This window comes from Caulobacter sp. UC70_42 (genome assembly GCF_044056025.1).
In the GTDB taxonomy this organism is placed as follows: domain Bacteria; phylum Pseudomonadota; class Alphaproteobacteria; order Caulobacterales; family Caulobacteraceae; genus Caulobacter.
The window spans coordinates 553,722-578,051 of sequence record NZ_CP171994.1; the positions used below are offsets into that span (position 1 = coordinate 553,722).

The following is a 24,330-nucleotide window of genomic DNA, read 5'->3' on the forward strand; positions in this document are numbered from 1 at the left end:
CAACTTACGGCACGGCGCCTAGCCATAGGGATGAGCAACGCCAGACGTCACCGTGTCACGCTCGTGTCGAGAGACGATTCGAGGAAGTTATGGCGACAAGACCCGCTCGAAATTGCCCCGTAGATAGCGCTAACTATACCTCCGAAGACGCCACCCTATCGGGCGCTTTCGCGCCGATCGTCTTACAGTTTAGAAGCACAGGAACGCTGGTTCGCTGTATAGTGGGCGACCGTGAAATCCTGAACGCCACCGAAACGATGGCTCTGGTCAGCCGGCGACTGACCGCGCCAGAGCGGACCGCGCGGGCGCTCTTGCGCAGACTGGTTCGCGCGCCCGCGGGACCGGCCGACGACGAGACATTGACCGGATTGGGCTGGTCGGCCCTGTCCTGGCGCCAGGCCGAAGGCGAGGATGCCGCCATCCAGATCGTCCTCTTTCCGCGACAAGCCCACTCCGCCGCCGAGGAACGTCTGAACGCGATCCTGGACAACGCCGCCGACGCGATCTTCGTGATCGACGTGAACGGCCTCATCGAGAACGCCAATCCCGCCGCTCACGCCCTTGGCGGCTGGCCGCCGGGCTCGCTCGTCGGCCAGCCCCTGACGGTGCTGATGAGCGCGAACGACGCCCACACGCATCAGGTCCGCGTCGCGCGCTATATGGAGACGGGCAGCAGCGGCATTCTCAACGTCGGTCCCAGGCCCCTCAGCCTGACGAGACGCGATGGCGGCCGCGTCTCCATCGAGCTGTCGGTCGGTGAGGCGACCATCGGCGGCGCCCAGAAGTTCATTGGCGTCTGCCGAGACATCGACGAGCGGCTCCGGGTCGACGCCGCCCTGACGCTGGCCAACCAGCGCCTGCGCCAGCAGGTCCAGGAGCTGCGAACCCTGGGCCAAGACCTGACCGAGCGAAAGCGCGACCTCCAGGAACGGACGCGAGAGGCTCAGGCCGCCAGGCAGCAGGCCGAGCAGGCCAGCCAGGCCAAGTCTCGCTTCATGGCGATCATGAGCCACGAACTGCGAACCCCGCTCAATGGGGTCCTGGCCGTCGCCGATGCCCTGGCCAAGCGTCCGCTGCCGCCCGCCGAGCTCGAGATGGCCAAGCTCATCAAGTCGTCCGGAGACGCCCTCCTGTCGATCCTCAACGAGGTGCTGGACCTTGCGCGCGTCGAGTCCGGCGCTCTCTCGCTGGACCCGACGCCGATCGATCTCCATCAACTGGTGCTGACCGTCGGCGAGATCTGGCGCTTCGCGGCCGAGGCCAAGGATCTGAAGCTGCACATCGAGTGCGTGGAGCTGCCTGAAGCCGTTCTCGCGGACGGCCATAGACTGCGGCAGGTTCTCTCGAACCTCTTGAGCAACGCGATCAAGTTCACCGAGCGCGGCGCCGTCAGCCTGCGCGCCTCCGGAGACCGGAACTCGGATCGCGTGACATTCTCCGTTTCCGACAGCGGCCCCGGCATCGCGCCGTGCGAGCTTCAACGCCTGTTCGAGCCCTTCGTGCAGGGCGACGCCACGACGACGCGTCGTCACGGCGGGGCCGGACTGGGGCTGGCGATCTGCAAGGAGCTGGTCGCCATGATGGGCGGCGACATCCGAGCCGAGCCCGGACAGCAGGCGGGCTCGACCTTCACGGTCGATGTGACCTTTCCACGGGCCAGCCCGGCGGGCCAGACGCCCGCGCCGTCCGCTTCGCCCGGCCCCATCGACTTCGATCCCCTGATCCTGGTGGCCGAGGATCATCCGCTCAATCGTCGCGTGATCGCGATCCTGCTGGACGAAGCGGGTCTCCGCTACGAGTTCGCCGAGGACGGCCTGTCGACGGTGGCGGCCGCCGCGTCTGGTCGGTTCGACCTTATCCTGATGGACGTTCACATGCCCCAGCTCGACGGACTGGAGGCCACGCGACAGATCAGGGCGCTCGGCGGAGAGGCGGCCGCGACGCCGATCGTCGCGGTGACGGCCAACGCCTCAAGCGAGGAGATCGCCGAGTGCCTGGCGGCGGGAATGGACGGCTTCGTCGGCAAGCCGATCAACGCCGGCGAGTTGCTTTCCGCGGTCGCCAACACCGCCCGCGTCCCCCACCCAAGGGCTCGGCGGGAATCCTGACGATACAAGGCCGCTCCGTCCGGGGCGGCCGAAAGCGCGATTGGCCGGCGCCCGCCACGCGCCAAACCTTCGCCTTAGTGATCCAGAAGCAGCGGCAGGGCGGCCGCCTCGATCATGCGACGCGTCACGCCGCCGAACAGCGCTTCGGAGAGGCGCCCCTTTCCGTACGCGCCCATCACGCAATAGCCGGCGCGGAGATTGTCGGCGAGGTCCAGCAGCACCCGGTCCGGCGAGGCCTTGCCCCGCGCGATCGCGTGAACCTGGGGCCGCACGCCATGCCGCGACAGGTAGACGGCCGCGTCCTCGGCCGACGGCCCGTTGTCCAGTTCTCCGACCGTCACCAGATGGACTTCCGAGGCCTGGGTCAACAATGGGATCGCCGAGCGCAGCGCAGCCGAAGCGGGCGCCGATCCGTCCCAGGCCACGATCGCCGCGCCGCTCAGCTTGATCCCGGGCGCCATCTCGGGCGCGGCCATGATCGGGCGTCGCGCGTGGACGGCGAGATCGCCGACAAGGCCCCGACGATGATCCGCGAGGAAGGTGTCGCGCCGGCAGTTGACCACGATGAGATCGGACAGCAGCGACTGATTGGTCAGGCAGACGCCGATGTCGCCGACGCTCTCCGTCCAGTTCCAGGAAACCCCCTCGGCGGCCAGGCGCGGCTCGAGGCGCTGGCGGAGCTCCACCTCGAGCTTTCGGTCTTCGTCCAGCGGCATGCCGGTCGACCATGCCATCGGATCGGCCGGATAGAGCGTCAGGGGCGTGACATCGGCGCATTGAATGTGGCCATTGAGCGCCCGAGCGAGATCCAGCGCCACCTGCAGCCGGGCCTCCAGGCCCTTGTCGCCGTGCACGAGCAAAAGAATGTTCTTCACTGCCGTTCTCCTGCCAAGCTAAGGGAGCGGGCCGCCAGCGGTCCTTTTTGGGTTGGAGCCGTTGTGGCGCCGCGCCAGCCAGGACGACATCCGCAGTTTCCCGTAGGCGAGTTGCTCGATATCAAATCTCGGATGGTCAGGCGGGCGATGATGACCGCGCCAAGGCCGTGAAGCGGCGCGGGAGGCCTCATGCGAAACTATCGAACGCTTTTCGGCGCCCTGGCGCTGGCCACCCTCGCGGGCTGCGCGGCCCTGGACCGGGTCTCTCCCGCCGAGGCCGCGCGCGGGCGCGCCGTCGATACGGGCCGCGTCCTGGCGAGCAACAAGTGCCTGACCTGCCATCAACTCGAAGGCGCATCGGCCACGGGCGCTCCGCCGACCTTCAAGGAGGTCGCGCGCCGATACAAGGACACGCGTCTGGACTGGGAGCTGGAGACGATCTCCGCCGTCGGCCACTACCGCATGCCCCGCAAGCCGCTCTCGTCGACCGAGATCGCCGCCCTGACGGCCTACATCAAGTCACTGGACATCGACGAGCCGGAAACGCCGGCGAGGCGTCGCTCGGACGTCCGCTGACGTCGCGTTTGGGCGGACGGCGTCGTCGGCCCTGTTCGCCGCCGAGACAATGCGCCTCCACGACGAAGACCGTCGATTGATGTTTGCGACGACGCCGCTAGCCTTGGCGGCTTCTTCCATTGTGGCGTTCCGAGAATGGCCTTGAGATCCTCCCGCGCGCTTCGCCCGGAAACGACGGACATGAAGTTGATTCCCGCTGGCGTCTTCCGGATGGGATCGGACCGCTTCTATCCGGAGGAAGCGCCGTCGCTCGACGTGCGCGTCGACGCCTTTCTGATCGACGAGACGCCAGTGACCAACGCCGCGTTCCGTCGCTTCGTCGAGGCCACGGGCCATGTGACGGTGGCCGAGATCCCGCCGGATCCGAAGGATTATCCCGGCATGGATCCGGCGATGGCCGTGGCGGGCTCGCTGGTTTTCCAGAAGCCGGAGCGCCTGGCCAACTGGAACGATGTCTCGCAATGGTGGCTCTGGACGCCCGGCGCGAACTGGGCCCGCCCCTACGGTCCAGAAAGTTCGCTGGACGGCTTGGATGACCATCCCGTGGTCCATGTCGCCTATGCCGACGCCGAGGCCTATGCGCGCTGGGCGGGCAAGTCGCTGCCGACGGAGGCCGAATGGGAACACGCCGCGCGCGGCGGCCTCGTCGACGCCGACTACGCCTGGGGCGACGAACTGGCGCCCGACGGGGCCATGCTGGCCAACTACTGGCAGGGCGAGTTTCCGGTCGCCAATGACCTGCTGGACGGCTGGGAGCGCACCTCGCCGGTCCGCAGCTTCCCGGCCAATGGTCACGGGTTGCACGACATGATCGGCAACGTCTGGGAATGGACCCGCGACTGGTACGCCCCGCGCGGCGCGGCGGCCAAGAAGAGCGCTTGTTGCGTGCCCAGCAATCCCCGCGGGGCGCTGAAGGACCACAGCTACGAGCCCGGCGATCCGGCCCGCATCCCCCGCAAGGTCATCAAGGGCGGCTCGCACCTCTGCGCGCCCAACTATTGCCAGCGCTACCGGCCCGCCGCCCGACACCCCGAAGCTGTCGACACCTCGACCAGCCACATCGGCTTCCGCTGTGTCCGCAGATTGGCCGTTTAGGCAGCGCCTGAGCGTGCTTTGAGCGCGACGGAATAAGTATCTTGACTTAGATTTTGCCAAGCCTGTCTTCTGGCGGTTGCGCTTCCGCGCGATGGTTCAGATGTTTCGGCGAGCAAGACATGCGGTCCCGATTAGCAGCTTTCGTGTCCCTGGCCGCTCTGGCGACCGGCTTGGCGGGCCCTGTCGTGGCCTCGGCCCAAGCCGCGTCCTCCCAGGCTGCCTCGCCATCGATCGACCGCTCGGTCCTGCCCATCCCCCTGCCCGGCTTTCAAGGTTCGATCGGGGCGACCTATCGCGACTCCCGGGCCGAGACGCCGCCGCCCTCGGCCCCCGCCGCCCCGGCGGGCGCGCCCAACATCCTTCTCGTCCTGCTGGATGACGCCGGCTACGCCCAGACCTCGGCGTTCGGCGCGGCGATCACGACCCCGACCCTCGACGCCCTGGCCGCCAACGGCCTGCGCTACACGCGTTTCCACGTGACGCCGATGTGCTCGCCGACCCGCGCCTCGCTGCTGACCGGTCGCAACCACCACGCCATCGGCATGGGCACGATCACCAACTGGGCCAGCAGCTACCCCGGCTACACGGGCGTCCTGCCCAAGAGCTCGGCCTTTGTCTCCGAGATCCTCCGCGCCAACGGATACGCCACCGCCGCCATCGGCAAGTGGCACCTGACGCCCGTCTCCGAAATGACCCCGTCGGGCCCCTACGACCGCTGGCCCAGCGGTCAGGGCTTCGACTACTTCTACGGCTTCATCCAGGCCGAGACCGACCAGTGGGCGCCGCAGATCAATGAGGGGGTCAAGCCCGGCCGCCTGGACCCGCCCAAGGGCCGCGCGGGCGACTACACCCTGAACGAGGCGATGGCCGACCATACGATCGCCTGGCTGCGCAGCCAGAAGTCGGTCAATCCGGACAAGCCGTTCTTCATCTACTACGCCCCCGGCGGGACCCACGCTCCCCTGCAGGCGCCCAAGGCCTGGATCGACAAGTTCAAGGGCCGGTTCGACATGGGCTGGGACAAGTACCGCGAGCAGGTCTTCGCCCGGCAGAAGGCGCTGGGCGTCGTGCCCGCCGACGCCACGCTGACGCCGCGCCCGCCCGAACTGCCGGCCTGGGACTCGCTGTCGCCGGACGAGCGGAAGGTTCAGGCCCGGATGATGGAGGTCTATGCGGGCTTCATGGCCCAGACCGACCACGAGATCGGCCGCGTGATCGACGCCATCCGCCAGACCGGCCAGTTGGACAATACGCTGATCGTCTTCATCGCGGGCGACAACGGCGCCAGCCAGGAAGGCGGCCCGGAAGGCGCGATCAACTCCATGGCGCAGATCAATGGGGTGACCGACACGACCGCCGAGCGCCTGCGCGCCCTGCCGACGCTGGGCGGAGCCTCGACCACGCCGATGTACGGCGCCGGATGGGCCTGGGCGGGCAACACGCCGTTCCAGTGGAGCAAGCGCATCGGCTCGCACCTGGGCGCCACCCGCGACCCGCTGGTCATCTCCTGGCCCAGCCGGGTCAAGGATCCTGGCGGCACGCGCTGGCAGTACGAGCACGTCATCGACATCGCCCCCACCCTGCTGGAGGCGGCCGGCGTTCCTCAGCCGAGGCGTGTCAACGGCGTCGACCAGGCCCCTTTCGATGGCGCCAGCCTGCTGGCGACCATCGATAGCGGCGCCGCGTCCAGCCGACGCACGACCCAATATTACGAGATGTTGGGCAATCGGGCGATCTATCACGACGGCTGGCTGGCCGCCCAGCGCACGGGCCTCGCGCCCTGGGTCTACAGCTCGGTCGACACGCTCAAGCCCCAGGCCTGGGAACTCTACGATCTCGACCATGACTATTCACAGGCCCATGACGTGGCGGCGGCGAATCCGGCCAGGCTGAAGGCGCTGCAGGACCTGTTCGACGCCGAAGCCAGGCGCAACCAGGTTCTGCCGATCGATCCTCGAGTGCTGGGGCGCGGCCAGCCCGACACCCGCGAGGCCGTGCATCGCACCTATTACGGCCAGACGAGGCTCTACAGCGGCATGTGGCCGCCGGTCGAGAACCGGAGCTTCTCGATCACCGCCCGGATCGTCGCGCCGGCCCGGGACGGCGATGGCCCCGTGGTCAGCATGGGCGGAGAGTCCGGCGGCTTTTCGCTATACGTCAAGGACGGCAAGCCGGCCTTCACCTACAACTTCTTCCAGAAGCAGATCACGACGGTCCAGTCGCCGACCCGCCTGGGCGCGGGGCCGGCCAAGATCGCCGTGCGCCTGGTCTATGACGGCGGCGGTCCCGGCCAGGGCGCGACCGCAATCCTGTCGGTCGACGACAAGGTGGTCGGCCAGGCCCGCGTCCCGCGCACCAGCCGAGGCAAGGTGTCGTTCGAGGACACCTTCGACATCGGCGAGGACAGCGGCTCGCCCGTCGTCGACTACGGTGTCGCGCCGACTTACCCGGGCGTCCTCGACAAGGTCGAGGTCGACCTGGACCCCGCCAGCTAGCGCAGCGCTTCGGTCAAGGCCCGCCGGAAGCGCTCGCGGTCGACGGCCTTGACGATCCGGACGTTGGGCGGCGGAGCCTTGCCAAGGGCGGGATCGGCCTCCTCCTGATCCGGCAGCATCGAGGAAGACACGCTGCAATAGCCGCGGGTCAGGCCCGGCGCGGTCTCGACCTGCACGAGGCACGCCTCCGTGCGGGTCACCACGCCATCGACCACGGCGCAGGCGCAGGCCAGCGCGTCCGGGTGCAAGGTGCCGCCATGCCCGTAGCGCGCCTGGCTGAAGGCGACCGAAGCGGCGTTGACGGTGGTGAAGAACGCGGCGCGCTCGCTACCGATCGCCGCGATGTCGCTCAGTTCGGCCTCGGTGAGCAGGCTGTCGGTCAGGGACAGGGTCCAGGTCACCAGAGAGATCGAAAAGCCGGCCTTCAGCACGATCGCGGCCGCCTCGGGATCGACGTAGAAATTGAATTCCGCGGCCGGCGTGACGTTGCCGATGCCGTTGTCGCAGCCGCCCATGATCCACAGGTGCTTCAAGGCCTTGGCGATGCGCGGCTCCTTGCTCACCGCCAGGGCGATGTTGGTCAGCGGGGCCTGGGCCAGCAAGGTGATCTCGCCGGGATTGCTCATCACCAGGTCGATGATGGCGTCCACGGCATGGCTGACCTCCGGACGTTGGGCGGTCCTTGGAAAGCCGGCGTCGCTCATGCCGTCCTGGCCGAAGACATAGGCCGCGTCCACCGGCTCGCGCAGGAGGGGACGCGGGCAGCCAGGGTGGACGGGAACGCGGCCCGCGAGACCCGCGACCTCCAGCGTGACCAGAGCGTTCTCGACCTGCTGGTCGAAATCGATGTTGCCATTGCAGATGGTCAGCGCTTCCAGCGTCACGTCGGGTCGCGCGGCCGCGAGCAGGATCGAGAAGCAGTCGTCGCCTGCCGTGTCCGTATCAATGATAAGCCGCATGCACCTGTCCAGCTGGCGTGCAGCGCCTCGCCCGTTCGTCTTCGGGCGATGTGGCGCGCGCGATCCCGATCGCGCCGGCGCAACTTGCCAAAACGGCGGAGTTAAGTAAATTGGCTTAATTGAAGCTCGAAGATTACCATGCGCGACGCCTCTTTCCTGATCACGCCGGAGGCGCCGAAACGCTCCAGCGCCTCAAGCCGCGCCCGTGAGAGCCGCGGCCATCAGACGGACCGTCCGCGTCACCACCGTGCCGAGGGCGGGCACGCGCTTGCCGCCCATCTTGGCGTTGTCGCGGTCGATCAGGGCCGCGAAGTTGATGAAGCCCAGCATCCGCAGTTCCGCCTCGACGCGCCCCGGCGGACCGCCCACCGCCGCCTGCAGCAGGTCGAGAATCCGATAGTACATCGGGTGACGGCCGGGGAACGGATTGGCGGCAAGGCCGCTGGCGTCCGGGCGGGCGAAGAACTGCATCCAGAACCGCGCGAAACTGTGGCGGCCGTCCTCGTCCACCTGCTCGGCGATCGGCAGGTAGATCAGCTCCAGCAGCGCCTCGGGGTCGCCCATGAGGTTCTTGGACTCGGCCACCTGGATCAGCTGCAGCCGGCGCTCGATGATGAAGCGCTCACGCGTCGCGAAGACCGCGCTGATCAGGTTCTCGACATCGCCGAAATGGTACTGGACGGCGTACTTGTTGCTCTGCCCCGCCTGGTGGGCGATCTCGTGCAGGGCCACTCCGCCGAAACCGCGCTCGCCGAGCAGGCGCTCGCAGGTCGCGATCAATCTCCCCTTGGTGTCATCGGGGTTCATCGAGCGCGGAATGGCGGTCTTGGCGAGCAGCATAGCCGTTTCCTACAGGGAACGCCCGGGAGGGCAAGACAATGACGACGCAAGCGGCGGAAGAAGTTGCGAGAACGGATCTTCGCGGCAAGGTTGTTCGCGGATCATTCCTGCACGCCCCCGAGCCGGATCGGCTCGAAAGCCTCTCCGACGCCCTGATCTCGATCGGCGAGGACGGGCTTATCCAGGCCGTGCTTCCCGCCGACCACGCCGGCCATGAGAGCCTGCTGGCGAGCGCGCGGGCCGCCGACCGCCTGGTGACGCTGACCGGCCGCGCCTGGATGATCCCGGGTCTGGTCGACCTGCACGTCCACGCGCCGCAGTACGCCCAGCTGGGCCAGGCCTTGGACGTCCCCCTCGAGGTCTGGCTGCAGGATACACGTTCCCGCTGGAGAGCCGGTTCGCCGACCTGGACTTCGCGACGGAGGTTTATGCGGCGGTCGTGACGGACCTGCTGGCCCAGGGCACGACCACCGCGCTCTACTTCGCCACCGTCCATCAGGAGGCCACTCATAAGCTTGTCGACCTGTGCCTGGCGCATGGCCAGCGGGCCCTGGTCGGCAAGGTGGCGATGGACGATCCGGCCGCCTGTCCCGACTATTATCGCGACGCCTCTGCCGAGGACGCCGTCGACGGCGCGCGCGCCCTGATCGACTACGTCCGCGGCCATCCGGACAATACCGAAGGCCTGGTCTGGCCGGTGATCACTCCGCGCTTCATCCCGTCCTGCACCGACGCGGCGCTGAGCGGCCTCGGGAGTCTGGCGCGGGAGACCGGCTGCCATGTCCAGACCCACTGCTCCGAAAGCGACTGGGCCCACGGTCACGTGCTGGCGCGGCACGGCGTGACCGACGCCGCCAGCCTGGACGGCTTTGGGCTCCTGGGCCGCCGCACGGTGCTGGCCCACGCCAATTTCCTGACCGACGACGACATGGAGCGCGTGCGGGCGCGCGGCGCGGCCGTGGCCCACTGCCCGCTGTCGAACGCCTATTTCGCCAACGCCGTCTTCCCGTTGCGCCGCGCCTTGGAGAAGGGCCTGCACGTCGGCCTGGGCACCGACATCTCGGGCGGTCATGCTGCGTCCCTGTTCGACACCGCCCGCATGGCGATCGCCGCCTCGCGGATGCTGGAGACCGGCGTTGACCCCGATCTGCCCGCCGACCAGCGGGGATGTCCTGCCTCGCGCATCGACGTCGTCACGGCCTTCCATCTGGCCACCGCCGGCGGCGGCCGGGCGCTGGACCTGCCGATCGGCCGCTTCGAGCCCGGCTGCTGGTTCGACGCCCTGCTCATCGACTGCGAGGCCGCGAACGGTTCGATACGCCTGTTCGGCGAGGTCTCGCCCGAAGACCTCGCCGGCAAGATCCTGCTGAACGCCAGCCGCGCCAACATCGCCCAGGTGTGGGTCGGCGGCCGGCGCGTGGCCGGCGACGCCTAAAATCCCCTCCGGGCGACCAAAGCCCGGATCGCTGTAGGAGGGATAGTGGTCGAACACGTCGGGATCCTTGCCGACGCGCGGATCCGCGGTGGCGACCAATTCCTTTTCCAGCCTCTGGTCCAGGGCCTTCAGGCGCGCGGCGTAGCGCGGATCGCCCGAAAGATCACGCAGTTGATAGGGGTCGGCCTTGATGTCGTAGAGCTCGCGCGGGGGCCGCTTGCGCGTCGCCAGGGCGAAGTACGGCGCGACCCTCGGATCGGCCTGGTTCAGCACCAGGAACGCCTTGGTCGGTCCCGGCCCGATGTCGGCGAATCCGGCGTAGTTGTCCTTCTCCAGGCGGTCGGCGGAAGGCGTCTGGCGCGGCGGATCGCCGGCTGGCCATCGCTCGGGATGGAAGTTGCGGATGAAGAGGTAGCGGTCGGTGCGTAGGGCCCGCATCGGATAGCCCGAGCCCGGCTCGGTGTGGCCGTCCATGTGCCGCTCCATGGCCGTGACCACCGCGTCGCGCGCGCCCCGGCCGCCCCGCAGGAGCGGGACCAGGCTCCTGCCGGTCATCTCGGGCGTCGGCCTCAGGCCCGCGACCTGCAGAAAAGTGGGGGCCAGGTCGGTCAGCACGACCAAGGCGTCGGTGACGGTTCCCGGCTTGACCTTGCCCGGCCAGGACACCGCCATGGGCACGTGCGAGCCCGCGTCGTACAGCGTCGCCTTGCTGTGTGTGAACGAAGGTCCGTTGTCGCCGGTCACCACGACCAGGGTGTTGTCGGCCTCGCCCGAGGCCTCCAATCGGTCCAGCGCCACGCCCAGGATGCGGTCGAAGCGCTCGACGGCGTACATATAGTCGGCGATGTCCTCGCGGATTTCCGGCGCGTCGGGCAGGTACGGCAGCATGGGGCCGTCGAAGGTGACGCCATGGGCCCGTCCCTGTCCCTTGACGTAAGGCCGGTGCGGATCGTGCGTCCCCAGCCAGAAGCAGAACGGCGTCCCGGCCTGGCGCTTGTCCATGAAGGCGGGAAAATCGGCGTAGCGATCGCCCGCCGGGTTGCGCGTGCGTCCCACCGGCTTCAGCTGCCCCGGCGCCCAGCCCTTGTCGGCGAAGCCAACGACATAGCCCGCCGCCTCCAGCATGTCGGGATAGACCCCGAACTTCTTCGGCAGGATGCTGGCCAGGTTGGCCCCCTCCTCCAACTGCCAGGGCGCGCGGCCCGTCAGGATGGCGCCCCGCGAGGCCGTGCAGGTCGGCGCGGCGCAAAAGGCGTTGGTGAAGGTCAGGCCGGCGCGTTTCACGCGCTCGAAGTTGGGCAGTGTCATGCCCAGTTCGTCGATCGCTCTCGACGAGGTCCAGCCCCAGTCGTCGGCCAGGACGAACAGGATGTTGGGCCGCCGGCTCATCGGGGTCGCACCGGCCGTCGCGCCGGTCAGGCCCAGCGCCCCCAGGGCGCTACACATCGATCGCCTCGTCAAACGGGTCATCACGCCCTCCACGCCAATACGGAATTGGGAATCAGAAGTCGGCCGGCCGGCCATAGCCGGGGTCGCTGTAGCTGGGGTAGCGGTCGAAGACGTCGCCGTCGGGCCCGACGCGCGGGTCCTTCAGTCGCTTCAGTTCGGCGGTGAGACGGCGGTCCATTCGCGCCAGTACGCGGGCGTGACGCGGGTCGCCCACAAGGTTGCGCATCTCGAACGGATCGGCCGTCACGTCGTAGAGTTCGCGCGCTGGCCGCTTGCCGACGGCGGGACCATAGGCTGGGTCGTCCGGATGGGTGGCCAGCCAGGCCTTGGCCGGCCCCTGGTCGATGTCGGCGAAGCCGGCGAACACGCTGGTCTCCAGCTTGGCGGCGTCGACCGCGCGTCGCGGCGGGTCGCCCGCCGGCCAGCGCTCGGGATGGAAGTTACGGATGAACAGGTAGCGCTCGGTGCGCAGGGCCCGCATCGGATAGCCTTGCCCCGGCTGGGTGCGCCCATCCATGTGACGCTCCATGGCCGTGATCACCGCGTCGCGCGCCCAGCGCCCACCCGTCATCACCGGCAGCAGGCTGGCGCCGGTCATCACCGGCGACGGGGGCAGGCCGGCGACCTCCAGGAAGGTGGGAGCCAGGTCGGTCAGGGTGACCAGGGCCCGCGTTCGGCCGCCGGCCTTGATCCGGCCGGGCCACATCATGGCCAGCGGCACGTGGACGCCGGCGTCGTAGAGCGTGGCCTTGCCGCGCGGGAATGGCCAGCCATTGTCGCCCGTCACGACCACCAGCGTGTTGTCCAGCTCGCCCGCCGCCTCCAGCGCGGCCAACACCACGCCAAGATCGCGGTCGAAACGCTCGGCGGCGAACATGTAGTCGGCGACGTCCTCACGCGTGGCCGGGCTGTCGGCCAGGTAGGGCGGCAGGGTTCCGGTGAAGCTGACGCCGTTGCGCTGTCCCTGCCCCCGTACATAGGGCCGGTGCGGATCACGGTCGCCGAGCCAGAAACAGAACGGCGCGTCCGCGGGGCGTTTGGCCAGGAAGCCGGCGAAGTCGGGATAGGCGTCGCCAGCCGGATTGCGCGCGCGACCAGCCGGCTTCAGCTGACCCGGCGCCCAGCCCTTCCCCGCGAAGCCGACATGGTAGCCGGCCCGCTCCAGCATCTCGGGATAGACCGCGAACTTGGCCGGCAGGATGCTGGCCAGGTTGGCGCCCTCCTCCAGTTGCCATGGCGCGCGGCCGGTCAGGATCGACCCGCGCGAGGTGGTGCAGGTGGGCGCGGCGACGAAGGCGTTGTCGAAGCTCAGGCCGTCGCGGACGACGCGCGCGTAGTTGGGCATCCGCAGGCCCAGCATGTCGACCGGACGGGCCGACTGCCAGCTCCAGTCGTCGGCCAGGGCGAAGACGATGTTGGGCCGGCGACGAGCGGGCGCGGCGGACGCCAGGCCCGCCGCAGAAACCGTCGCCGATCCCGCGGCGCCGCCGCACAGGTCCCGCCGGGTCAAGTCCTTCATGCCGCCCTCGCTTGCTTTGCTTTGATCCAGATCTTCCGGGTTCGTCCCATGGAGACAACCCCGGGACCTGCGCGGAGTGGGTTCGCACGGGTCCCGGGGCCTTTCCAAGTCATGAGGGGACTTAGAACTCGTAGCGGAGGCTGACCTGCATGTACCAAAGCGACAGGGCCGTGTTGCGCGTCTTGGTCACGCTGGTCGGCACGCTGGAATAGCGGTAGCGCGCGCAGACCGCGCTGCTGGCCCCCCACCGCCGCGCCGTTGGCGTCGGCGCAGTCCACGCGGGCCAGGGTGTTGATATCGGTATACTCGCCGACCAGGCCCCAGTCGCGATTGATCAGGTTGAGCAGGTTGCGGACATCGAACTGCAGCTTGACCTTGTGCCCCTCGATCGGCGTCGGCAGGGTCTGGCTCAGTTGCAGGTCGACGCGGTTGATGGGCGCGTTGGTGTTGCTGTACTTGCGCACCAGCCCCGTCGGGATGTTGAACGCGTTCACGTACTTCTGGAACCGGGCCAGGTCGGCGGCGGTGGCGAAGGTCACCAGGCCGACATTCAGATCCGACGTGTTGGTGTCCGCCGCGAAGTCGGGCACATACAGCGCCTGGGCCGTCTTGGTGACGCCGAACACGGGGCCGCGCCCGGCCGCGGAATCCTGCATCGTGAAGCCGAACGGGCGACCGTCCTGTCGCTCGGCGAACAAGGTGACGCGGGTCTCGTTGTCGCCGAAGAACGCCTTGTGGAAGCTCAGCTCGAACTTCGCGCGGTTGCGGATCTCGTAGACCGAACGATCGAGGTAGTCGTGGTTCGGGTCTCCATAGGCCGGCACGGTGTTGTAGAGCGAGGCGGAGGTCGTTCCGAAATAGGCGCCGGGACTAACGTCGCTCATGCGCTGGCGCGCCAGCCCGAAGGCCATGTCGACGCCCCAGTCCCAGCGCTTCGAGACGGTCAGGCCGCCGGTCCAGGACGAACCCTTGTCGGTGTTGGTGGCGACCAGATCGTTGTTGGCGCCGAGGTTGGTCGAGTTCTTGCCCGGCACGGCGGCGGAGAGGCCGTCGTAGCGGATGCGGCCGTCCGGCAGGAATTGCTGGACGCCGTTGATCACCAGCGGCTGGGCCCGGTAGTCGGAATAGGTCAGGTCGTTATGGGCCTGGCTATGCACGTAGTCGCCGCTCAGCGCCCAGCCCTTGCCCAGGTCCAGGTTGATCGACAGGAAGCCCTTCCACTGCCCCGGAATTTCGAAGGTCGGCGACAGGGCGATGACCGCGCCCAGGGCCGGAATGGCCGTGGCGCCGGGCAGGGTCCCCTGCTGCAGCTGCTGGACCACGGAGGGGATCTGGTAGCCGAAGGTCGCGTCGCCGGTCAGGTTGTTCAGCGCCGCGGCGCCGATCGCCTGGGTGAAGCCGCCCGTGCCCGTGGTTTCGGTGAACGCGCCGGCGGCGTTGCGCTGAATGACGACCTGGGTCGTGGCGTAGCCGGTGTTGTAGAACGGCGTGCCGGTCAGCACGTCCGGGATGCCGCCCGCGAAAAGGCCGAAGCCGCCGTTGATCTTCAGGCGCTCGCGCGGCGTCCACTCGGCCGAGACGCGGGGCATCAGGATGTGCAGGCCGTCGATGGTCTTCTGGTTGCTGAAGCCGTTCCGCGCCGTGAAGTTGGGGTTGTAGATCGGCCGGTCGGGCTGGTCGTACCAGTCGAACCGCACCCCGCGGTAACCCGCAGGTCATCGGTGATGTCGAGGGTGTCCTGGGCGAAAACCGAATTGGTCCAGTAGGTCGAGTTGAAGGCCGCGGTGTTGGGATCGCCCGTTACCGCGTTGGCGTAGGTCAGGCTGCTGGCCTTGCCCGCCGCGAAGTCGGCCAGGGAGTCGAAATAGTAGGTGCCGCGACGGTTGGGCACGAACAGGTCGTAGACGTCGGCCTTGCGGGCCTGGGCCCCGAACTTGAAGCGGTTGCCGTTCCAGGAATACTCGCCGAGGAACTGGAAGCGGGCCTCTTGAAGGTCCAGCGCCCCGGCATGGCGAAACTGGTCGACGCCGAAGCGCACCGACGAATAGCCCGTCTGGCAGGTGGTGGTGACCGCGTCCGATGTCGGCGCGGCGCACACCGAGATATCGGAGAAGTTCTGGCCCGTCGGCGGGTTCTGCCCGTTGACGTAAGAGCGATAGGTCGCCTTCAGGGTCGTGGTGAACCGGTCGGTCCAGTTGGAGCGGATGTCCAGCGTGGTGGCCTCGTCGACATTCGACTGCTCGAACCAGTGCGAGGTCAGGGTCGCCGTCGTCGCGCTGAGGTCAGGCTTGTTCATCGACGCGGATTGCGCGTAGCGATAGGTCAGAGAGGCGCGGTGGCGGTCGCTGATGTTCCAGTCCAGCTTCACCGAGTACTTCTTGTCGGTGACGGGCGAACTCGTCAGCGAGTCCCCGACCGCATAGTCGCTGGCGTAGTTGGTGTCGAAGGTCGACTTGACCGCGTCGATGGTCGCCTGGGTCAGGCCGTTGGAATAGATGTTGGGCGCGCCCGAGCCTGGAGCGCCGAACAACACTGCCTCGCTGGTCCGATAGGTCTCGTAGGCGGCGGCGAAGAACAGCTTGTCCTTGATGATCGGCCCGGACAGGAAGCCGCCGTAGTTCTTCTGGCTGATCTGCGACGGCGTGCGCTGCTTGCTGAGATGGCGTCCGACCATGCCGTCGTTGAGGTAGTTGACGAAGGCCGTGCCATGGAACCGGTTCGGCGCCCGAACGCAGCACGATGTTCATCGCCCCGCCGACGAAGTCGCCATTCTCGACGTCGGTCGGCACGGCGGCGATGCTGAACTGCTCGATGGCGTCCAGGGTCACCGGCCCGCGGGTCGTGGTCATGCCGCCCTGGGCCAGGCCAAAGCTGTCCTGCGCCGACACCCCGTCGACCGAAATGCGGTTGAAGCGCGGGTTGGAGCCGGCGATCGAGATGCCGCCGGCGTTGGCTCCCGCCCGGCCGCCCGACAGGTCCTGCGACACCAATATGTCGCGCCGCGCCAGATCACGCGGGTCGCGAGCAACGCTGGCCACCGCGGCGATGGCCTCGCGCCCCAAGACCGTCTTGGGCCCCTGGTCGGAGTTTCGCGTCCCCGAGGCCGTGACGACCACGGCCTCGAACCGTCTCCTCCGCGGCGAGGTCGATCGACACTTCCTCGGTCTTGGTCACGCGCAGGAAGACGTTCTCCAGCGTCTTGGGCGGCTGGCCGCCCCCGGTGACGGTGATCGTGTAGGGCCCGCCGACCCGCAGGCCGCGCAGGTCGAAGACGCCGCTGGCCTCGGTGGAGGTGAAGGCTCGGGTTCCGGACGGCGTGTGAACCACCGCGACGCCCGCATTGGCCACCGGCGCTCCGTTCAGCGTGACGACGCCATGGATGTTGGACGAGGATTCCTGGCCGTGAGCCGCGCTGGCCGCCGCCAGCATCATCACGCCGAAAGCCGCGCCGCTCCAATAAGTCCTGCACCCCATGACCTACCCCTTACCCAGCGCGGGCAGCCGGGCCACCCGCTCGATTTAAGTAAGGTCACTGAACTTTTCCGATAAGTAAAGTTGCTTAAATCGCCTTGGCGTCCGCCGTGCGGCGATCTGCATCGCCAGCGGCGCCGCGCGCTCATAAATCGAGCGAAAGGCCGTGGAAACGGCTGTCCTCAACCTCGAAGACAAGATCGCTGGCGTCGATTCGGATGGCGAGCCTGACCTTCGAAGGTCTCGTCGGAGGTCTCCAGCGCCACAACGGGCGGCGCAGAACGTGGCCTGGTCCTAGAGCATTTTGTTTGACGCATTTTCTGACGACGAACCGGTATCCACTTCGTCGGAAAATACTCTAGTCGCCCGTTGCTCGCCTCGCGGGCGGTTCGATGCCAAGCAGTCGGTCCAGCGACCAGTCGCCGCCGCCCCGCGCGATCAAGGGCAGAAGAAGGCCAGCCCAGCTCAGGTGGGTGGGCCAGGCGTCGGGATAGACGAAGATCTCGATCACCAGGGTCATGCCCAGCAAGGCCGCGCCGCCGACCCGAGTGAACAGGCCCAGAGCCAGCAGAATGGGAAACAGATGCTCCGAATAGGTCGCCAGGTGCGCGCCGATGTCGGGAGAGACCAGCGGCAGTTTGTACTCGGTCTCGAACAGTCCGTAGGTGGAATCCTTGATGTGCAAAATGCCGTCGACCTTGGTTCGACCGGAGAGGAAGAAGACGGCCGCGACACCCAGACGGGCCGTGAGCAGCAGCACCGCCTCTGGGACCGCGCGACTGACGGCGGCGGCGGCCTTGGCGTAGATGGGCAAGGGGGGCGAACGCATGGTTGAATCTCCTGAAGAGCGCGTCAGGCGCGACGGCCGGCCCGGAAGAAATGGAAGTGGGCCACGAGCATGGGTTCGACGCGCGACGCCCGCCGGTTACACCCTGGGAGAAAATCCGCCGTGGCGGCTCGTCATCGCGAGAAACTTCATGAGGTCCTGTAACCGGCGCGGGACGGCCGACGAAAACCTCCTCGTCAGGCCGATCTTCGCGGCCCGCGACATGTCCTCAAGGAGACCAACATGACCAACTTCAAGTCCGCCACGATCGCTTCGGCCGCCGCCGTGTTCGCCCTGACCAGCATGGTCGCCGTCACTCAGGCGTCGGCCGCGCCGAAGGCCGCGACCGCCAAGGTCCACTGCTACGGCGTCAACTCGTGCAAGGGCGCCTCGGACTGCAAGTCGGGCAACCACGACTGCAAGGGCCAGAACGACTGCAAGGGTCAGGGCTTCAAGGAACTGACCAAGAAGGCCTGCGCCACCGCCGGCGGCTCGCTGACCGCCCCGAACTAAGGCTTCCATCTGGCGGGGCGCGATCTTGCGCCGGGCCCCGCCGTCCTCCTGCCCGAGACCATGCCGTGACCCTCCCGCCCTTCGAAGGCTTTGGCCTGGGCTTGCGCCCGCAGCACTATTCCGACTTCCTGGAGACGGAGATCGCCGTCGATTTCGTGGAAGTGATCTCCGAGAATTTCATGGTCAGGGGCGGCCGCCCCCTCTACATGCTCGACGCGGTCCGCGAACGCTATCCCGTGGCGCTGCATGGCGTGTCGATGTCCATAGGTTCGGCGGACGGCGTCAAGCCCGACTATCTACGCCAACTCAAGGCCTTGGCTGATCGCGTGAAGCCGCTCTGGGTGTCCGACCACCTCTGCTGGACGGGGGTGGAGGGCTTCAATTCCCATGACCTCCTGCCTCTGCCCTATACGGAGGAAGCGCTGGACATCGTTTGCGCCAACGTTTCGCGGGCTCAGGACGTGCTGGAGCGGCCGATCCTGTTGGAGAACCCGTCCAGCTACCTGACCTTCGCCGACGACGAGATGAGCGAAGTGGCCTTCCTGGCCGAGACCTGTCGGCGCACCGGTTGCTTCCTGCTGCTCGACGTCAACAATATCCACGTCAGCGGCGCGAACCATGGCTTCGACCCCTATGCCTATCTGGAGCAGGCGCCCGCCGACCGGGTGCGCCAGATGCACCTGGCCGGCCATAGCGTCGGCAAGGCGCTGCTGATCGATACCCATGACCAGCCCGTGCCCGATCCGGTCTGGGCGCTCTATGAGACCGCCTGCCGACGGTTTGGGCCGGCCGCCACGATGATCGAGCGCGACGACGACATTCCCCCCTTGGCCGAACTGCTCGCCGAGCTGCAGATCGCCCGCGGCTTGGCCTCGCCTTGGAGGCGCGCGGCATGAACCTGCTCGCCCAGCAACGCGCTCTGCGCGACCATATCCTGACCGGCGCGCCGGATCATCCGCCCGGCGTCGCGGCGACCGGAGGCCCCGGTTTGGCGGTCTACCACCACGCCTATCGCGCTCAGCTGGCCGCCTGCCTGCGCGACACCTATGAAAAGACCTGGGGGTGGCTGGGCGACGAGGCCTTCGAGGCGAGCGCCCGCTTCCACATCGAACGTCACGCGCCCCACGCCTGGACGCTCGCCGACTATGGCGCGGAATTCACCGACACCTTGAGCCAACTCTACCCCGATGATCTGGAGGTTCGGGAACTGGCCTGGCTGGATTGGACCCTGCGTCGCGCCTTCGACGGAACCGACGCCGAGCCGATCAACGAGGAGGCCCTGGCCAAAGTCGACTGGGACGCCGCGACCCTGACGTTCGCGCCGACCCTTACGGTCAGGGTCGTGGCGACCAACGCGGCGGCCATCTGGACGGCCCTGGCCGAGGGCGTGACGCCTCCAGCCGCCGAGCGCCTGCCGGAACCGGGCGCGATCCGCGTGTGGCGCGCGGGCTTGTCGCCGCAATACCGAACGATCGAAGCCTTCGAGGCTGAAGCGCTTGGCTGGATCCAGCAGGGCATAACCTTCACGGGTCTGTGCGAGCGACTGGCCAAGGTGGTCGACGACCCGGACGAGGCGGCTCGCCAGGCCGGAGGGCTGCTGGCATCCTGGCTCCAGGACGGCCTGATCATGACGGCCGCCTGAGCCGAATGATCATGCGCCAGGGATCGCGGATCATCCGGTTCGCGCGCGACCGGAGACGTCCACGACCCTGCCGGCGGCGTCTTCGACCGGCGGCGCCGAGGCCTTCGCGCGACAGGCGACAAGAGCGGCGCCCAACACGAGCGGGCTCACCATCGCAGCACCCTGGCCCCCAGGGTCGCGCCGAGTCCGCCGACGGCCAGGACGCCCAAGCTGTACCACGCCGCGACGAAAGGACCGGTCGCCTCCTGACAGTTGAGCGCGTAGGCGGCCGCGCCCAGGCCGCCGGCCGCGATTCCCGCGATCGCGCCCGCATGGGCCAGATGCGTCGGAGCCAGGCCACGCACCGCCCACAGCAAGCCCGCCAGCGGCGGCAGGGCGAACCCCACGATGCGCCATGGACAGGCCGCGGCGCTGACGCCCATCAGCATGTGGCGCCGGTCGGTCGCCGGAGCGTCCGCCAGTTGCCAGATCGCCAGAATGGTCAGGACCGCGACCGGCGCCAACAGCCAGAACGACCGGCTCATGGCCGATACGCCCGGTCGCGCCAGCCGGTCGACCGTCCAGAGCGCCAGCCCCGCCAGGGCCAGGGTATAGGCGAATTTGATCCAGAACATCGCCGTGAGCGCCGCGCCGACCATGTCCGGCCGATAGCCGAGCACCAGGTCGACCAGGATGATCGAAGCCACGACGCCGACACCCGCGCCGGCCAACAGGCGACGGACCGCGGCATGGCGCGCCACGGGCCGCAGGTCCGCGACAAGACCGGCGATCGTCCGCTCGACGGACGCGGTGGCTCCGGCAAGGGCCGCTCGAGGCGGAGCCGCGGCGTTGGGATCGGGTGGTCGCACGGAAAATCCCGGTTCGATTGAATTGGCGGCCAGCCGAGGACCGGCCTCCGTCATCAAGACGTTCGACGAGGCCTGTACGGCGGTTACAGGGCTTCGCGCGAATTCCTCCCCCATCCCCGCAAGATGTCCGGCCTCCGGACCTAGCGACTTCTTGCGCTCATCGTCGCGTTCTTGCCGTGGCGTCGTCCCCGTCACTTTCCGCCCGCCCCTTTTGATCTTCGGATCGCGTAGCGAGTGAAATCCGCTGGCCGGGATTCGCCCTGACGCGGGGGACGCCGTCATGACCCTGGGATCATCTGAGCGGAATTTGCATGGCCGATAGCGAATGGGCGGAGCTGATGATGGCCGCCCAGGCGGGCGACAGCGTCCGATACCGCCGCCTGCTGGGAGAGCTGCACATATGGCTGAATCGCTACTTCAGCCGGCGCCTGCCCCGGCGATCGTCGAGGACGCGGTGCAAGACACCTTGATCGCCATCCATGACAAGCGTCACACCTTCGACCCCGGTCGGCCGTTCGGTCCCTGGCTCGGTGCGATCGCGCGCTACAAGTGGATCGATCGCCTGCGGGCCTTGAAGCGCATGGCGACCGAGCCTTTGGGCGAGGACATCGCCACGCAGGATCACGGCGCGGCGGTGATCAGCGCCACGATCCTGAACCAGCTGTTGGCGGAATTGAAACCCGCCCAGGCCGAATGCATCCGTCTGGTCAAGATTCACGGCTACAGCGTCGAGGAGACGTCCCGGCGGACCGGCCAGTCCATTTCGCTGGTCAAGATCAATATCCACAGGGGCCTGGCCCGACTGACCCTTGCCGTACAAAATCAGGCCTACGCCGATGGATGACTTTCTCGACAATCTGGCCGGAGACCTGGCGCCGGTCCGCCGCCGCTCGCCCCGCCTCGAGATCCTGGCGCTCGCGGCGCTTTGCGCGCTGGAACTGAGCCTGTTCCTCGCGGCCGGCCTGGCGCGTCCGAACCTCGCGGCGGCCTTGGGCCTGCCGGTGTTCTGGTGGAAGCTGATCAGCCTGGGAACCCTGGCCCTTCTCGGCTTCGCCACAGCCCTGCGATCTTTCGCTCCGGAGGTGTCGCCCCGGCGCGGCCTACAGCTGATGGCGATGGCGGTGGTCCTCGCGCTGGGCGCGGGCTGGTTGTTCGATGCGGCGATGGACGGCGGCGGCGATCTGGTCGCGCGGCTCGACTGGCGCGACGGCCTGCACTGTGTCGGCTTCGTGGTCGGCTTGTCGGCTCCGCCGGTGGCGCTCCTCGCCGCCCTGATGCGACGGGCGGCCGCCACCCATGCTCCAGGCTCATCCCTGGCGATCGGCGCTGGGGCGGCGGCCTGGGCCGCCTTCGTCTTCGTGTTCGCCTGCCCGCACGACGATCCGCTCTACGTCGCGGTCTGGTATGGCTTCAGCTGCGGCCTGGCTCTCTTCCTGGTTCGGCTGCTGCTGCCGCGCCTGGCGCGCTGGTGACCCCTCACCGGTCGCGGCGATAGTCCGAAGGACTGGCCCCCGTCGCCCGGCGAAAGCGCGCCGCGAAGTGCGAGGCGCCGCGAAAGCCGCATCGTCTGGCGACGTCCTCGATCGGCAGACTAGTGGCGCGCAGCAGCGCCTTGGCGGCGTCGAGCCGGCGGTCGACCACGAAGGCGTGCGGCGCCAGACCCGTCGCCCGCGCGAAAGCGCGGCTGAAGTGATACCGGCTGAGCTTGGCGACGGCCGCCAGATCATCGAGAGTGAGCGCCTGGGCCAGGTTGGCCTCGATAAAGCCGATCACCTCCGCCAGTCGCCGCGGCGCCAGGGCGTAGGGCGCCCGCCGCCCCGAGGGCGGGAGGTTGGAATGGTCGCGAAGCAGTCTGCCGATGAAAGCCTCACCCAAGGTGTCGATATAGAGCGCTTCGCCCAACGGCGAGGCCGCTTCGTCGAGCATCGCCTGGAACAGGCCGAGCAACACCGGATCCTCCCCTCCGATCCGGTCGATCGGCGCCACGCCGCGGCCATCCCGGTCGAAGGTCGTCTCGGCGGCGTGTTCGAAGGTCGCGGGCGAAACGTAGAAATGGGCGTAGTCGATGGGGCCTTGGGTGCTCCACGCGTAGGCCGCGCCTTCCGGCACGATGGTGATCGCGCCGGAAGCCACGTCCGAAACCAGGCTCGCGCCCTCCCCGGTCCGCCGGATTCGCTTGGCGCCGCCCAGGTGGACAACGACATAGTGCGCGTCGAGCGCGGGCTGGTCGACATCGGGATCCGTGCCTTGCCAGCGGCGCAGGCGCGTCTGCCTCGAACGCCCCACGGCGACGTCGACCAGCGGCGCGCGAGCCAGGCCACGGGCCCAGTCGTCCGGACTCGCCAGGCCCTTCAAGGCGCGAGTCGCCGGAATCGTCATTGCGCGTTCTCTCGATGGATCCAGCTACCTCTCGGTTTCGCGCGAGCGGCCCCCCGCGTTACACGTCCAGCTGAATTATCTGGTCAGGGGTTTGACCGGGGCGCTCGTCGCCACGACGATCCCTTCCGCTGGATCACAGACCATGGTTCGTTACACGTCCTCGGCGGCTTGGCCGCCTTGGCTCTCCTGGAGCGGGGGACGGTCACTTGGCCAACCTCGCGGTCGCCCCGCGAAGAGGTTTGGCGCGCGGAACGCGCTAACGTCGCGCCTGTGCCTGAAGAAAATCCAGCGTGCGCCTGAGGGCGTCGAGGCTGGCGGCGCGGGTCGAGGCAAGGTCGGGCCCGATCCAACCGTGGCCGACGCCTGGCAGGATCGCCGTGTCCGCCGGCACGCCCGCCGCGCGGAGCCTGTCGGCGAAGACCAGGGTCTGCTCGGGACTGACCTGATCGTCGGCGGCGCCGTGCAGCAGCAGCATCGGCGGGTCGTCTCCGTCGAGATAGGTCGCAGGACTGGCCGCCGCGGCGGCGGCCGAGCAGTCGGCCCCGGCGCATCCGAGCACCTGCTCGACCTTGAGAGAGCCTGGCCGGCTCATGTCGAACGGGCCGAACCAGGCCACCGCGCCCTGGACGCAGTCGGAGACGGGCAAGGGCTTGGCGGTCCTGGCCTGGGAGCCTGGCAGGCGCCCGGTCGAGGCGGGCGGATCGAAGAGCGGCACGCCGCAGGTCGTCGCCGCCAGGGCCGCAAGCTGGCCCCCCGCCGAGCCGCCCACCAGATAGACCCGGGCCGGATCGAGGCCGTAGTCGGCCGCATGAGCGCGCAGGAAGCGCACCGCGCTCTTGATATCCCGCACCTGGTCGGCGATCCGCGCCTCGCCGCTGAGGCGGTAGTTGACCGAAGCCACCCCGAAGCCACGCGCGGCCACCGACGCCAGCACCGCCGGAAAGTCGGCGAAGCCGCCGGCGGTGCGAGAGTCGCCCCGGTTCCAGCCGCCGCCATGGACCCAGACGACCAGCGGCGCGCCGCCCTTGATCGGGCGCGGCGTATAGAGGTCGAGCTGCAATGGCCGAAAGCCCGTCAGGTTGGCGAATTCGACACCGCCTCGCGCGACGACGCCGTTGGGATAGTGGGCCTGGAGCTTGGGAAAGACGTCGTCGCGAACCGTCTCGGCGACGATCTTCGGTTCGGAGACCCTAGACTCCGCGAACGCCGCCGAGGCCATCGAGACAAGAACGATCGCGATGCAGGCGGTCCAGTCGACTCTGCGCATCATCTTCTCCGAGCTTGTCCGCCGGCCCTTAAC

Annotated in this window: 23 protein-coding genes and 1 pseudogene; 12 read left to right on the forward strand and 12 right to left on the reverse strand. The window is 68.3% G+C overall.

All coding sequences use genetic code 11. The features are described 5' to 3' along the window. Positions 1-89: 89 nt before the first annotated feature. A complete protein-coding gene (locus ACHMW8_RS03010; protein ID WP_395444692.1) occupies positions 90-2,108 on the forward strand; it encodes an ATP-binding protein in 2,019 nt (672 codons plus the stop codon). A 74-nt stretch (positions 2,109-2,182) separates the two neighbouring features. Here the strand turns inward: ACHMW8_RS03010 and ACHMW8_RS03015 are convergent, their stop codons facing one another. Continuing rightward, on the reverse strand, positions 2,183-2,983 hold the full coding sequence (locus ACHMW8_RS03015; RefSeq protein WP_395444693.1) for a universal stress protein: 801 nt from the start codon (positions 2,981-2,983) through the stop codon (positions 2,183-2,185). 189 nt (positions 2,984-3,172) lie between these two features. Here ACHMW8_RS03015 and ACHMW8_RS03020 point away from each other — a divergent pair, with 189 nt between their 5' ends. The 3 genes from ACHMW8_RS03020 to ACHMW8_RS03030 all read left to right on the forward strand — a co-directional run bounded on the left by ACHMW8_RS03020 (position 3,173) and on the right by ACHMW8_RS03030 (position 7,149). Next, positions 3,173-3,559, forward strand: a complete 387-nt coding sequence (locus ACHMW8_RS03020; protein ID WP_395444694.1) for a c-type cytochrome — start codon at positions 3,173-3,175, stop codon at positions 3,557-3,559. A gap of 180 nt (positions 3,560-3,739) precedes the next feature. Further along, entirely contained in the window at positions 3,740-4,654 is a 915-nt protein-coding gene (locus tag ACHMW8_RS03025) for a formylglycine-generating enzyme family protein (protein WP_395444695.1), read from the forward strand. A gap of 143 nt (positions 4,655-4,797) precedes the next feature. Then, complete coding sequence (locus ACHMW8_RS03030; RefSeq protein WP_395444696.1) at positions 4,798-7,149, forward strand: arylsulfatase; 2,352 nt, start codon at positions 4,798-4,800, stop codon at positions 7,147-7,149. Here ACHMW8_RS03030 and ACHMW8_RS03035 read toward each other — a convergent pair. Continuing rightward, complete coding sequence (locus ACHMW8_RS03035; protein WP_395444697.1) at positions 7,146-8,108, reverse strand: nucleoside hydrolase; 963 nt, start codon at positions 8,106-8,108, stop codon at positions 7,146-7,148. The two genes, ACHMW8_RS03030 and ACHMW8_RS03035, sit on opposite strands and share 4 nt — an antisense overlap. A 192-nt stretch (positions 8,109-8,300) precedes the next feature. Continuing rightward, a complete protein-coding gene (locus ACHMW8_RS03040; protein ID WP_125155435.1) occupies positions 8,301-8,948 on the reverse strand; it encodes a TetR/AcrR family transcriptional regulator in 648 nt (215 codons plus the stop codon). Positions 8,949-8,986: 38 nt separating this feature from the next. Here ACHMW8_RS03040 and ACHMW8_RS03045 point away from each other — a divergent pair, with 38 nt between their 5' ends. From ACHMW8_RS03045 to ACHMW8_RS03055, 3 genes are read left to right on the forward strand one after another with little or no spacing between them, the layout of a single operon-like run. After that, positions 8,987-9,391, forward strand: coding sequence for a hypothetical protein (locus tag ACHMW8_RS03045; protein WP_395444698.1), 405 nt, complete (start codon positions 8,987-8,989; stop codon positions 9,389-9,391). Then, positions 9,388-10,383 (forward strand): amidohydrolase family protein, encoded by a 996-nt coding sequence (locus tag ACHMW8_RS03050; protein ID WP_395444699.1) that lies wholly within the window; start codon positions 9,388-9,390, stop codon positions 10,381-10,383. Before ACHMW8_RS03045 ends, ACHMW8_RS03050 begins: the two co-directional genes overlap by 4 nt. A gap of 45 nt (positions 10,384-10,428) precedes the next feature. Continuing rightward, positions 10,429-10,812 (forward strand): hypothetical protein, encoded by a 384-nt coding sequence (locus tag ACHMW8_RS03055; protein ID WP_395444700.1) that lies wholly within the window; start codon positions 10,429-10,431, stop codon positions 10,810-10,812. Here ACHMW8_RS03055 and ACHMW8_RS03060 read toward each other — a convergent pair. The 6 genes and pseudogenes from ACHMW8_RS03060 to ACHMW8_RS03085 form a co-directional block, all read right to left on the reverse strand. Further along, positions 10,789-11,907: pseudogene (locus ACHMW8_RS03060) on the reverse strand (sulfatase); the annotation flags it as partial. The gene ACHMW8_RS03055 and the pseudogene ACHMW8_RS03060 sit on opposite strands and share 24 nt — an antisense overlap. Further along, positions 11,885-13,351, reverse strand: coding sequence for a sulfatase (locus ACHMW8_RS03065; protein ID WP_395444701.1), 1,467 nt, complete (start codon positions 13,349-13,351; stop codon positions 11,885-11,887). The pseudogene ACHMW8_RS03060 and the gene ACHMW8_RS03065, both read right to left, overlap by 23 nt. After that, on the reverse strand, positions 13,348-15,048 hold the full coding sequence (locus ACHMW8_RS03070) for a hypothetical protein (RefSeq protein ID WP_395444702.1): 1,701 nt from the start codon (positions 15,046-15,048) through the stop codon (positions 13,348-13,350). Before ACHMW8_RS03070 ends, ACHMW8_RS03065 begins: the two co-directional genes overlap by 4 nt. Beyond that, entirely contained in the window at positions 14,940-16,025 is a 1,086-nt protein-coding gene (locus ACHMW8_RS03075; protein ID WP_395444703.1) for a hypothetical protein, read from the reverse strand. Before ACHMW8_RS03075 ends, ACHMW8_RS03070 begins: the two co-directional genes overlap by 109 nt. A gap of 335 nt (positions 16,026-16,360) precedes the next feature. Beyond that, entirely contained in the window at positions 16,361-16,825 is a 465-nt protein-coding gene (locus tag ACHMW8_RS03080; RefSeq protein WP_395444704.1) for a carboxypeptidase-like regulatory domain-containing protein, read from the reverse strand. 355 nt (positions 16,826-17,180) lie between these two features. Continuing rightward, positions 17,181-17,651, reverse strand: a complete 471-nt coding sequence (locus tag ACHMW8_RS03085; RefSeq protein WP_125155430.1) for a DoxX family protein — start codon at positions 17,649-17,651, stop codon at positions 17,181-17,183. Between the two features lie 240 nt (positions 17,652-17,891). Here ACHMW8_RS03085 and ACHMW8_RS03090 point away from each other — a divergent pair, with 240 nt between their 5' ends. The 3 genes from ACHMW8_RS03090 (at position 17,892) to ACHMW8_RS03100 (ending at position 19,803) form a co-directional block, all read left to right on the forward strand. Beyond that, positions 17,892-18,161: a hypothetical protein gene (locus tag ACHMW8_RS03090; RefSeq protein WP_125155429.1), complete on the forward strand. Its 270-nt coding sequence runs from the start codon at positions 17,892-17,894 to the stop codon at positions 18,159-18,161. A 65-nt stretch (positions 18,162-18,226) separates the two neighbouring features. Further along, entirely contained in the window at positions 18,227-19,057 is an 831-nt protein-coding gene (locus ACHMW8_RS03095) for a DUF692 domain-containing protein (protein WP_395444705.1), read from the forward strand. Further along, entirely contained in the window at positions 19,054-19,803 is a 750-nt protein-coding gene (locus ACHMW8_RS03100; RefSeq protein WP_395444706.1) for a putative DNA-binding domain-containing protein, read from the forward strand. The genes ACHMW8_RS03095 and ACHMW8_RS03100 overlap by 4 nt, the downstream gene beginning before the upstream one ends. A gap of 146 nt (positions 19,804-19,949) precedes the next feature. Here ACHMW8_RS03100 and ACHMW8_RS03105 read toward each other — a convergent pair whose 3' ends face one another. Next, entirely contained in the window at positions 19,950-20,651 is a 702-nt protein-coding gene (locus ACHMW8_RS03105) for a DUF1109 domain-containing protein (RefSeq protein WP_395444707.1), read from the reverse strand. Positions 20,652-21,051: 400 nt separating this feature from the next. Here ACHMW8_RS03105 and ACHMW8_RS03110 point away from each other — a divergent pair, with 400 nt between their 5' ends. Both ACHMW8_RS03110 and ACHMW8_RS03115 read left to right on the forward strand, forming a co-directional pair. Continuing rightward, the gene (locus ACHMW8_RS03110; protein WP_395444708.1) at positions 21,052-21,495 is read left to right on the forward strand and encodes a sigma-70 family RNA polymerase sigma factor; all 444 of its coding nucleotides are present in this window, start codon (positions 21,052-21,054) and stop codon (positions 21,493-21,495) included. Beyond that, the gene (locus ACHMW8_RS03115; RefSeq protein ID WP_395444709.1) at positions 21,488-22,123 is read left to right on the forward strand and encodes an NrsF family protein; all 636 of its coding nucleotides are present in this window, start codon (positions 21,488-21,490) and stop codon (positions 22,121-22,123) included. The genes ACHMW8_RS03110 and ACHMW8_RS03115 overlap by 8 nt, the downstream gene beginning before the upstream one ends. Before the next feature lie 4 nt (positions 22,124-22,127). Here ACHMW8_RS03115 and ACHMW8_RS03120 read toward each other — a convergent pair whose 3' ends face one another. Then, positions 22,128-23,030, reverse strand: a complete 903-nt coding sequence (locus ACHMW8_RS03120; RefSeq protein WP_395444710.1) for a helix-turn-helix domain-containing protein — start codon at positions 23,028-23,030, stop codon at positions 22,128-22,130. Positions 23,031-23,286: 256 nt separating this feature from the next. Continuing rightward, a complete protein-coding gene (locus ACHMW8_RS03125; protein WP_395444711.1) occupies positions 23,287-24,297 on the reverse strand; it encodes an alpha/beta fold hydrolase in 1,011 nt (336 codons plus the stop codon). Positions 24,298-24,330 lie beyond the last annotated feature (33 nt).

Excerpts from the sequence above, each read along its gene's own strand:
- ACHMW8_RS03125 (WP_395444711.1), bottom strand. The coding sequence starts at position 24,297 with ATGCGCAGAGTCGACTGGACCGCCTGCATCGCGATCGTTCTTGTCTCG.
- ACHMW8_RS03075 (WP_395444703.1), bottom strand. The coding sequence starts at position 16,025 with ATGGTCGGACGCCATCTCAGCAAGCAGCGCACGCCGTCGCAGATCAGC.
- ACHMW8_RS03110 (WP_395444708.1), top strand. The coding sequence starts at position 21,052 with ATGGCTGAATCGCTACTTCAGCCGGCGCCTGCCCCGGCGATCGTCGAG.
- ACHMW8_RS03045 (WP_395444698.1), top strand. The coding sequence starts at position 8,987 with ATGACGACGCAAGCGGCGGAAGAAGTTGCGAGAACGGATCTTCGCGGC.
- ACHMW8_RS03120 (WP_395444710.1), bottom strand. The coding sequence starts at position 23,030 with ATGACGATTCCGGCGACTCGCGCCTTGAAGGGCCTGGCGAGTCCGGAC.
- ACHMW8_RS03010 (WP_395444692.1), top strand. The coding sequence starts at position 90 with ATGGCGACAAGACCCGCTCGAAATTGCCCCGTAGATAGCGCTAACTAT.
- ACHMW8_RS03020 (WP_395444694.1), top strand. The coding sequence starts at position 3,173 with ATGCGAAACTATCGAACGCTTTTCGGCGCCCTGGCGCTGGCCACCCTC.
- ACHMW8_RS03090 (WP_125155429.1), top strand. The coding sequence starts at position 17,892 with ATGACCAACTTCAAGTCCGCCACGATCGCTTCGGCCGCCGCCGTGTTC.
- ACHMW8_RS03100 (WP_395444706.1), top strand. The coding sequence starts at position 19,054 with ATGAACCTGCTCGCCCAGCAACGCGCTCTGCGCGACCATATCCTGACC.
- ACHMW8_RS03035 (WP_395444697.1), bottom strand. The coding sequence starts at position 8,108 with ATGCGGCTTATCATTGATACGGACACGGCAGGCGACGACTGCTTCTCG.
- ACHMW8_RS03080 (WP_395444704.1), bottom strand. The coding sequence starts at position 16,825 with ATGGGGTGCAGGACTTATTGGAGCGGCGCGGCTTTCGGCGTGATGATG.
- ACHMW8_RS03085 (WP_125155430.1), bottom strand. The coding sequence starts at position 17,651 with ATGCGTTCGCCCCCCTTGCCCATCTACGCCAAGGCCGCCGCCGCCGTC.
- ACHMW8_RS03065 (WP_395444701.1), bottom strand. The coding sequence starts at position 13,351 with ATGAAGGACTTGACCCGGCGGGACCTGTGCGGCGGCGCCGCGGGATCG.
- ACHMW8_RS03115 (WP_395444709.1), top strand. The coding sequence starts at position 21,488 with ATGGATGACTTTCTCGACAATCTGGCCGGAGACCTGGCGCCGGTCCGC.
- ACHMW8_RS03025 (WP_395444695.1), top strand. The coding sequence starts at position 3,740 with ATGAAGTTGATTCCCGCTGGCGTCTTCCGGATGGGATCGGACCGCTTC.
- ACHMW8_RS03040 (WP_125155435.1), bottom strand. The coding sequence starts at position 8,948 with ATGCTGCTCGCCAAGACCGCCATTCCGCGCTCGATGAACCCCGATGAC.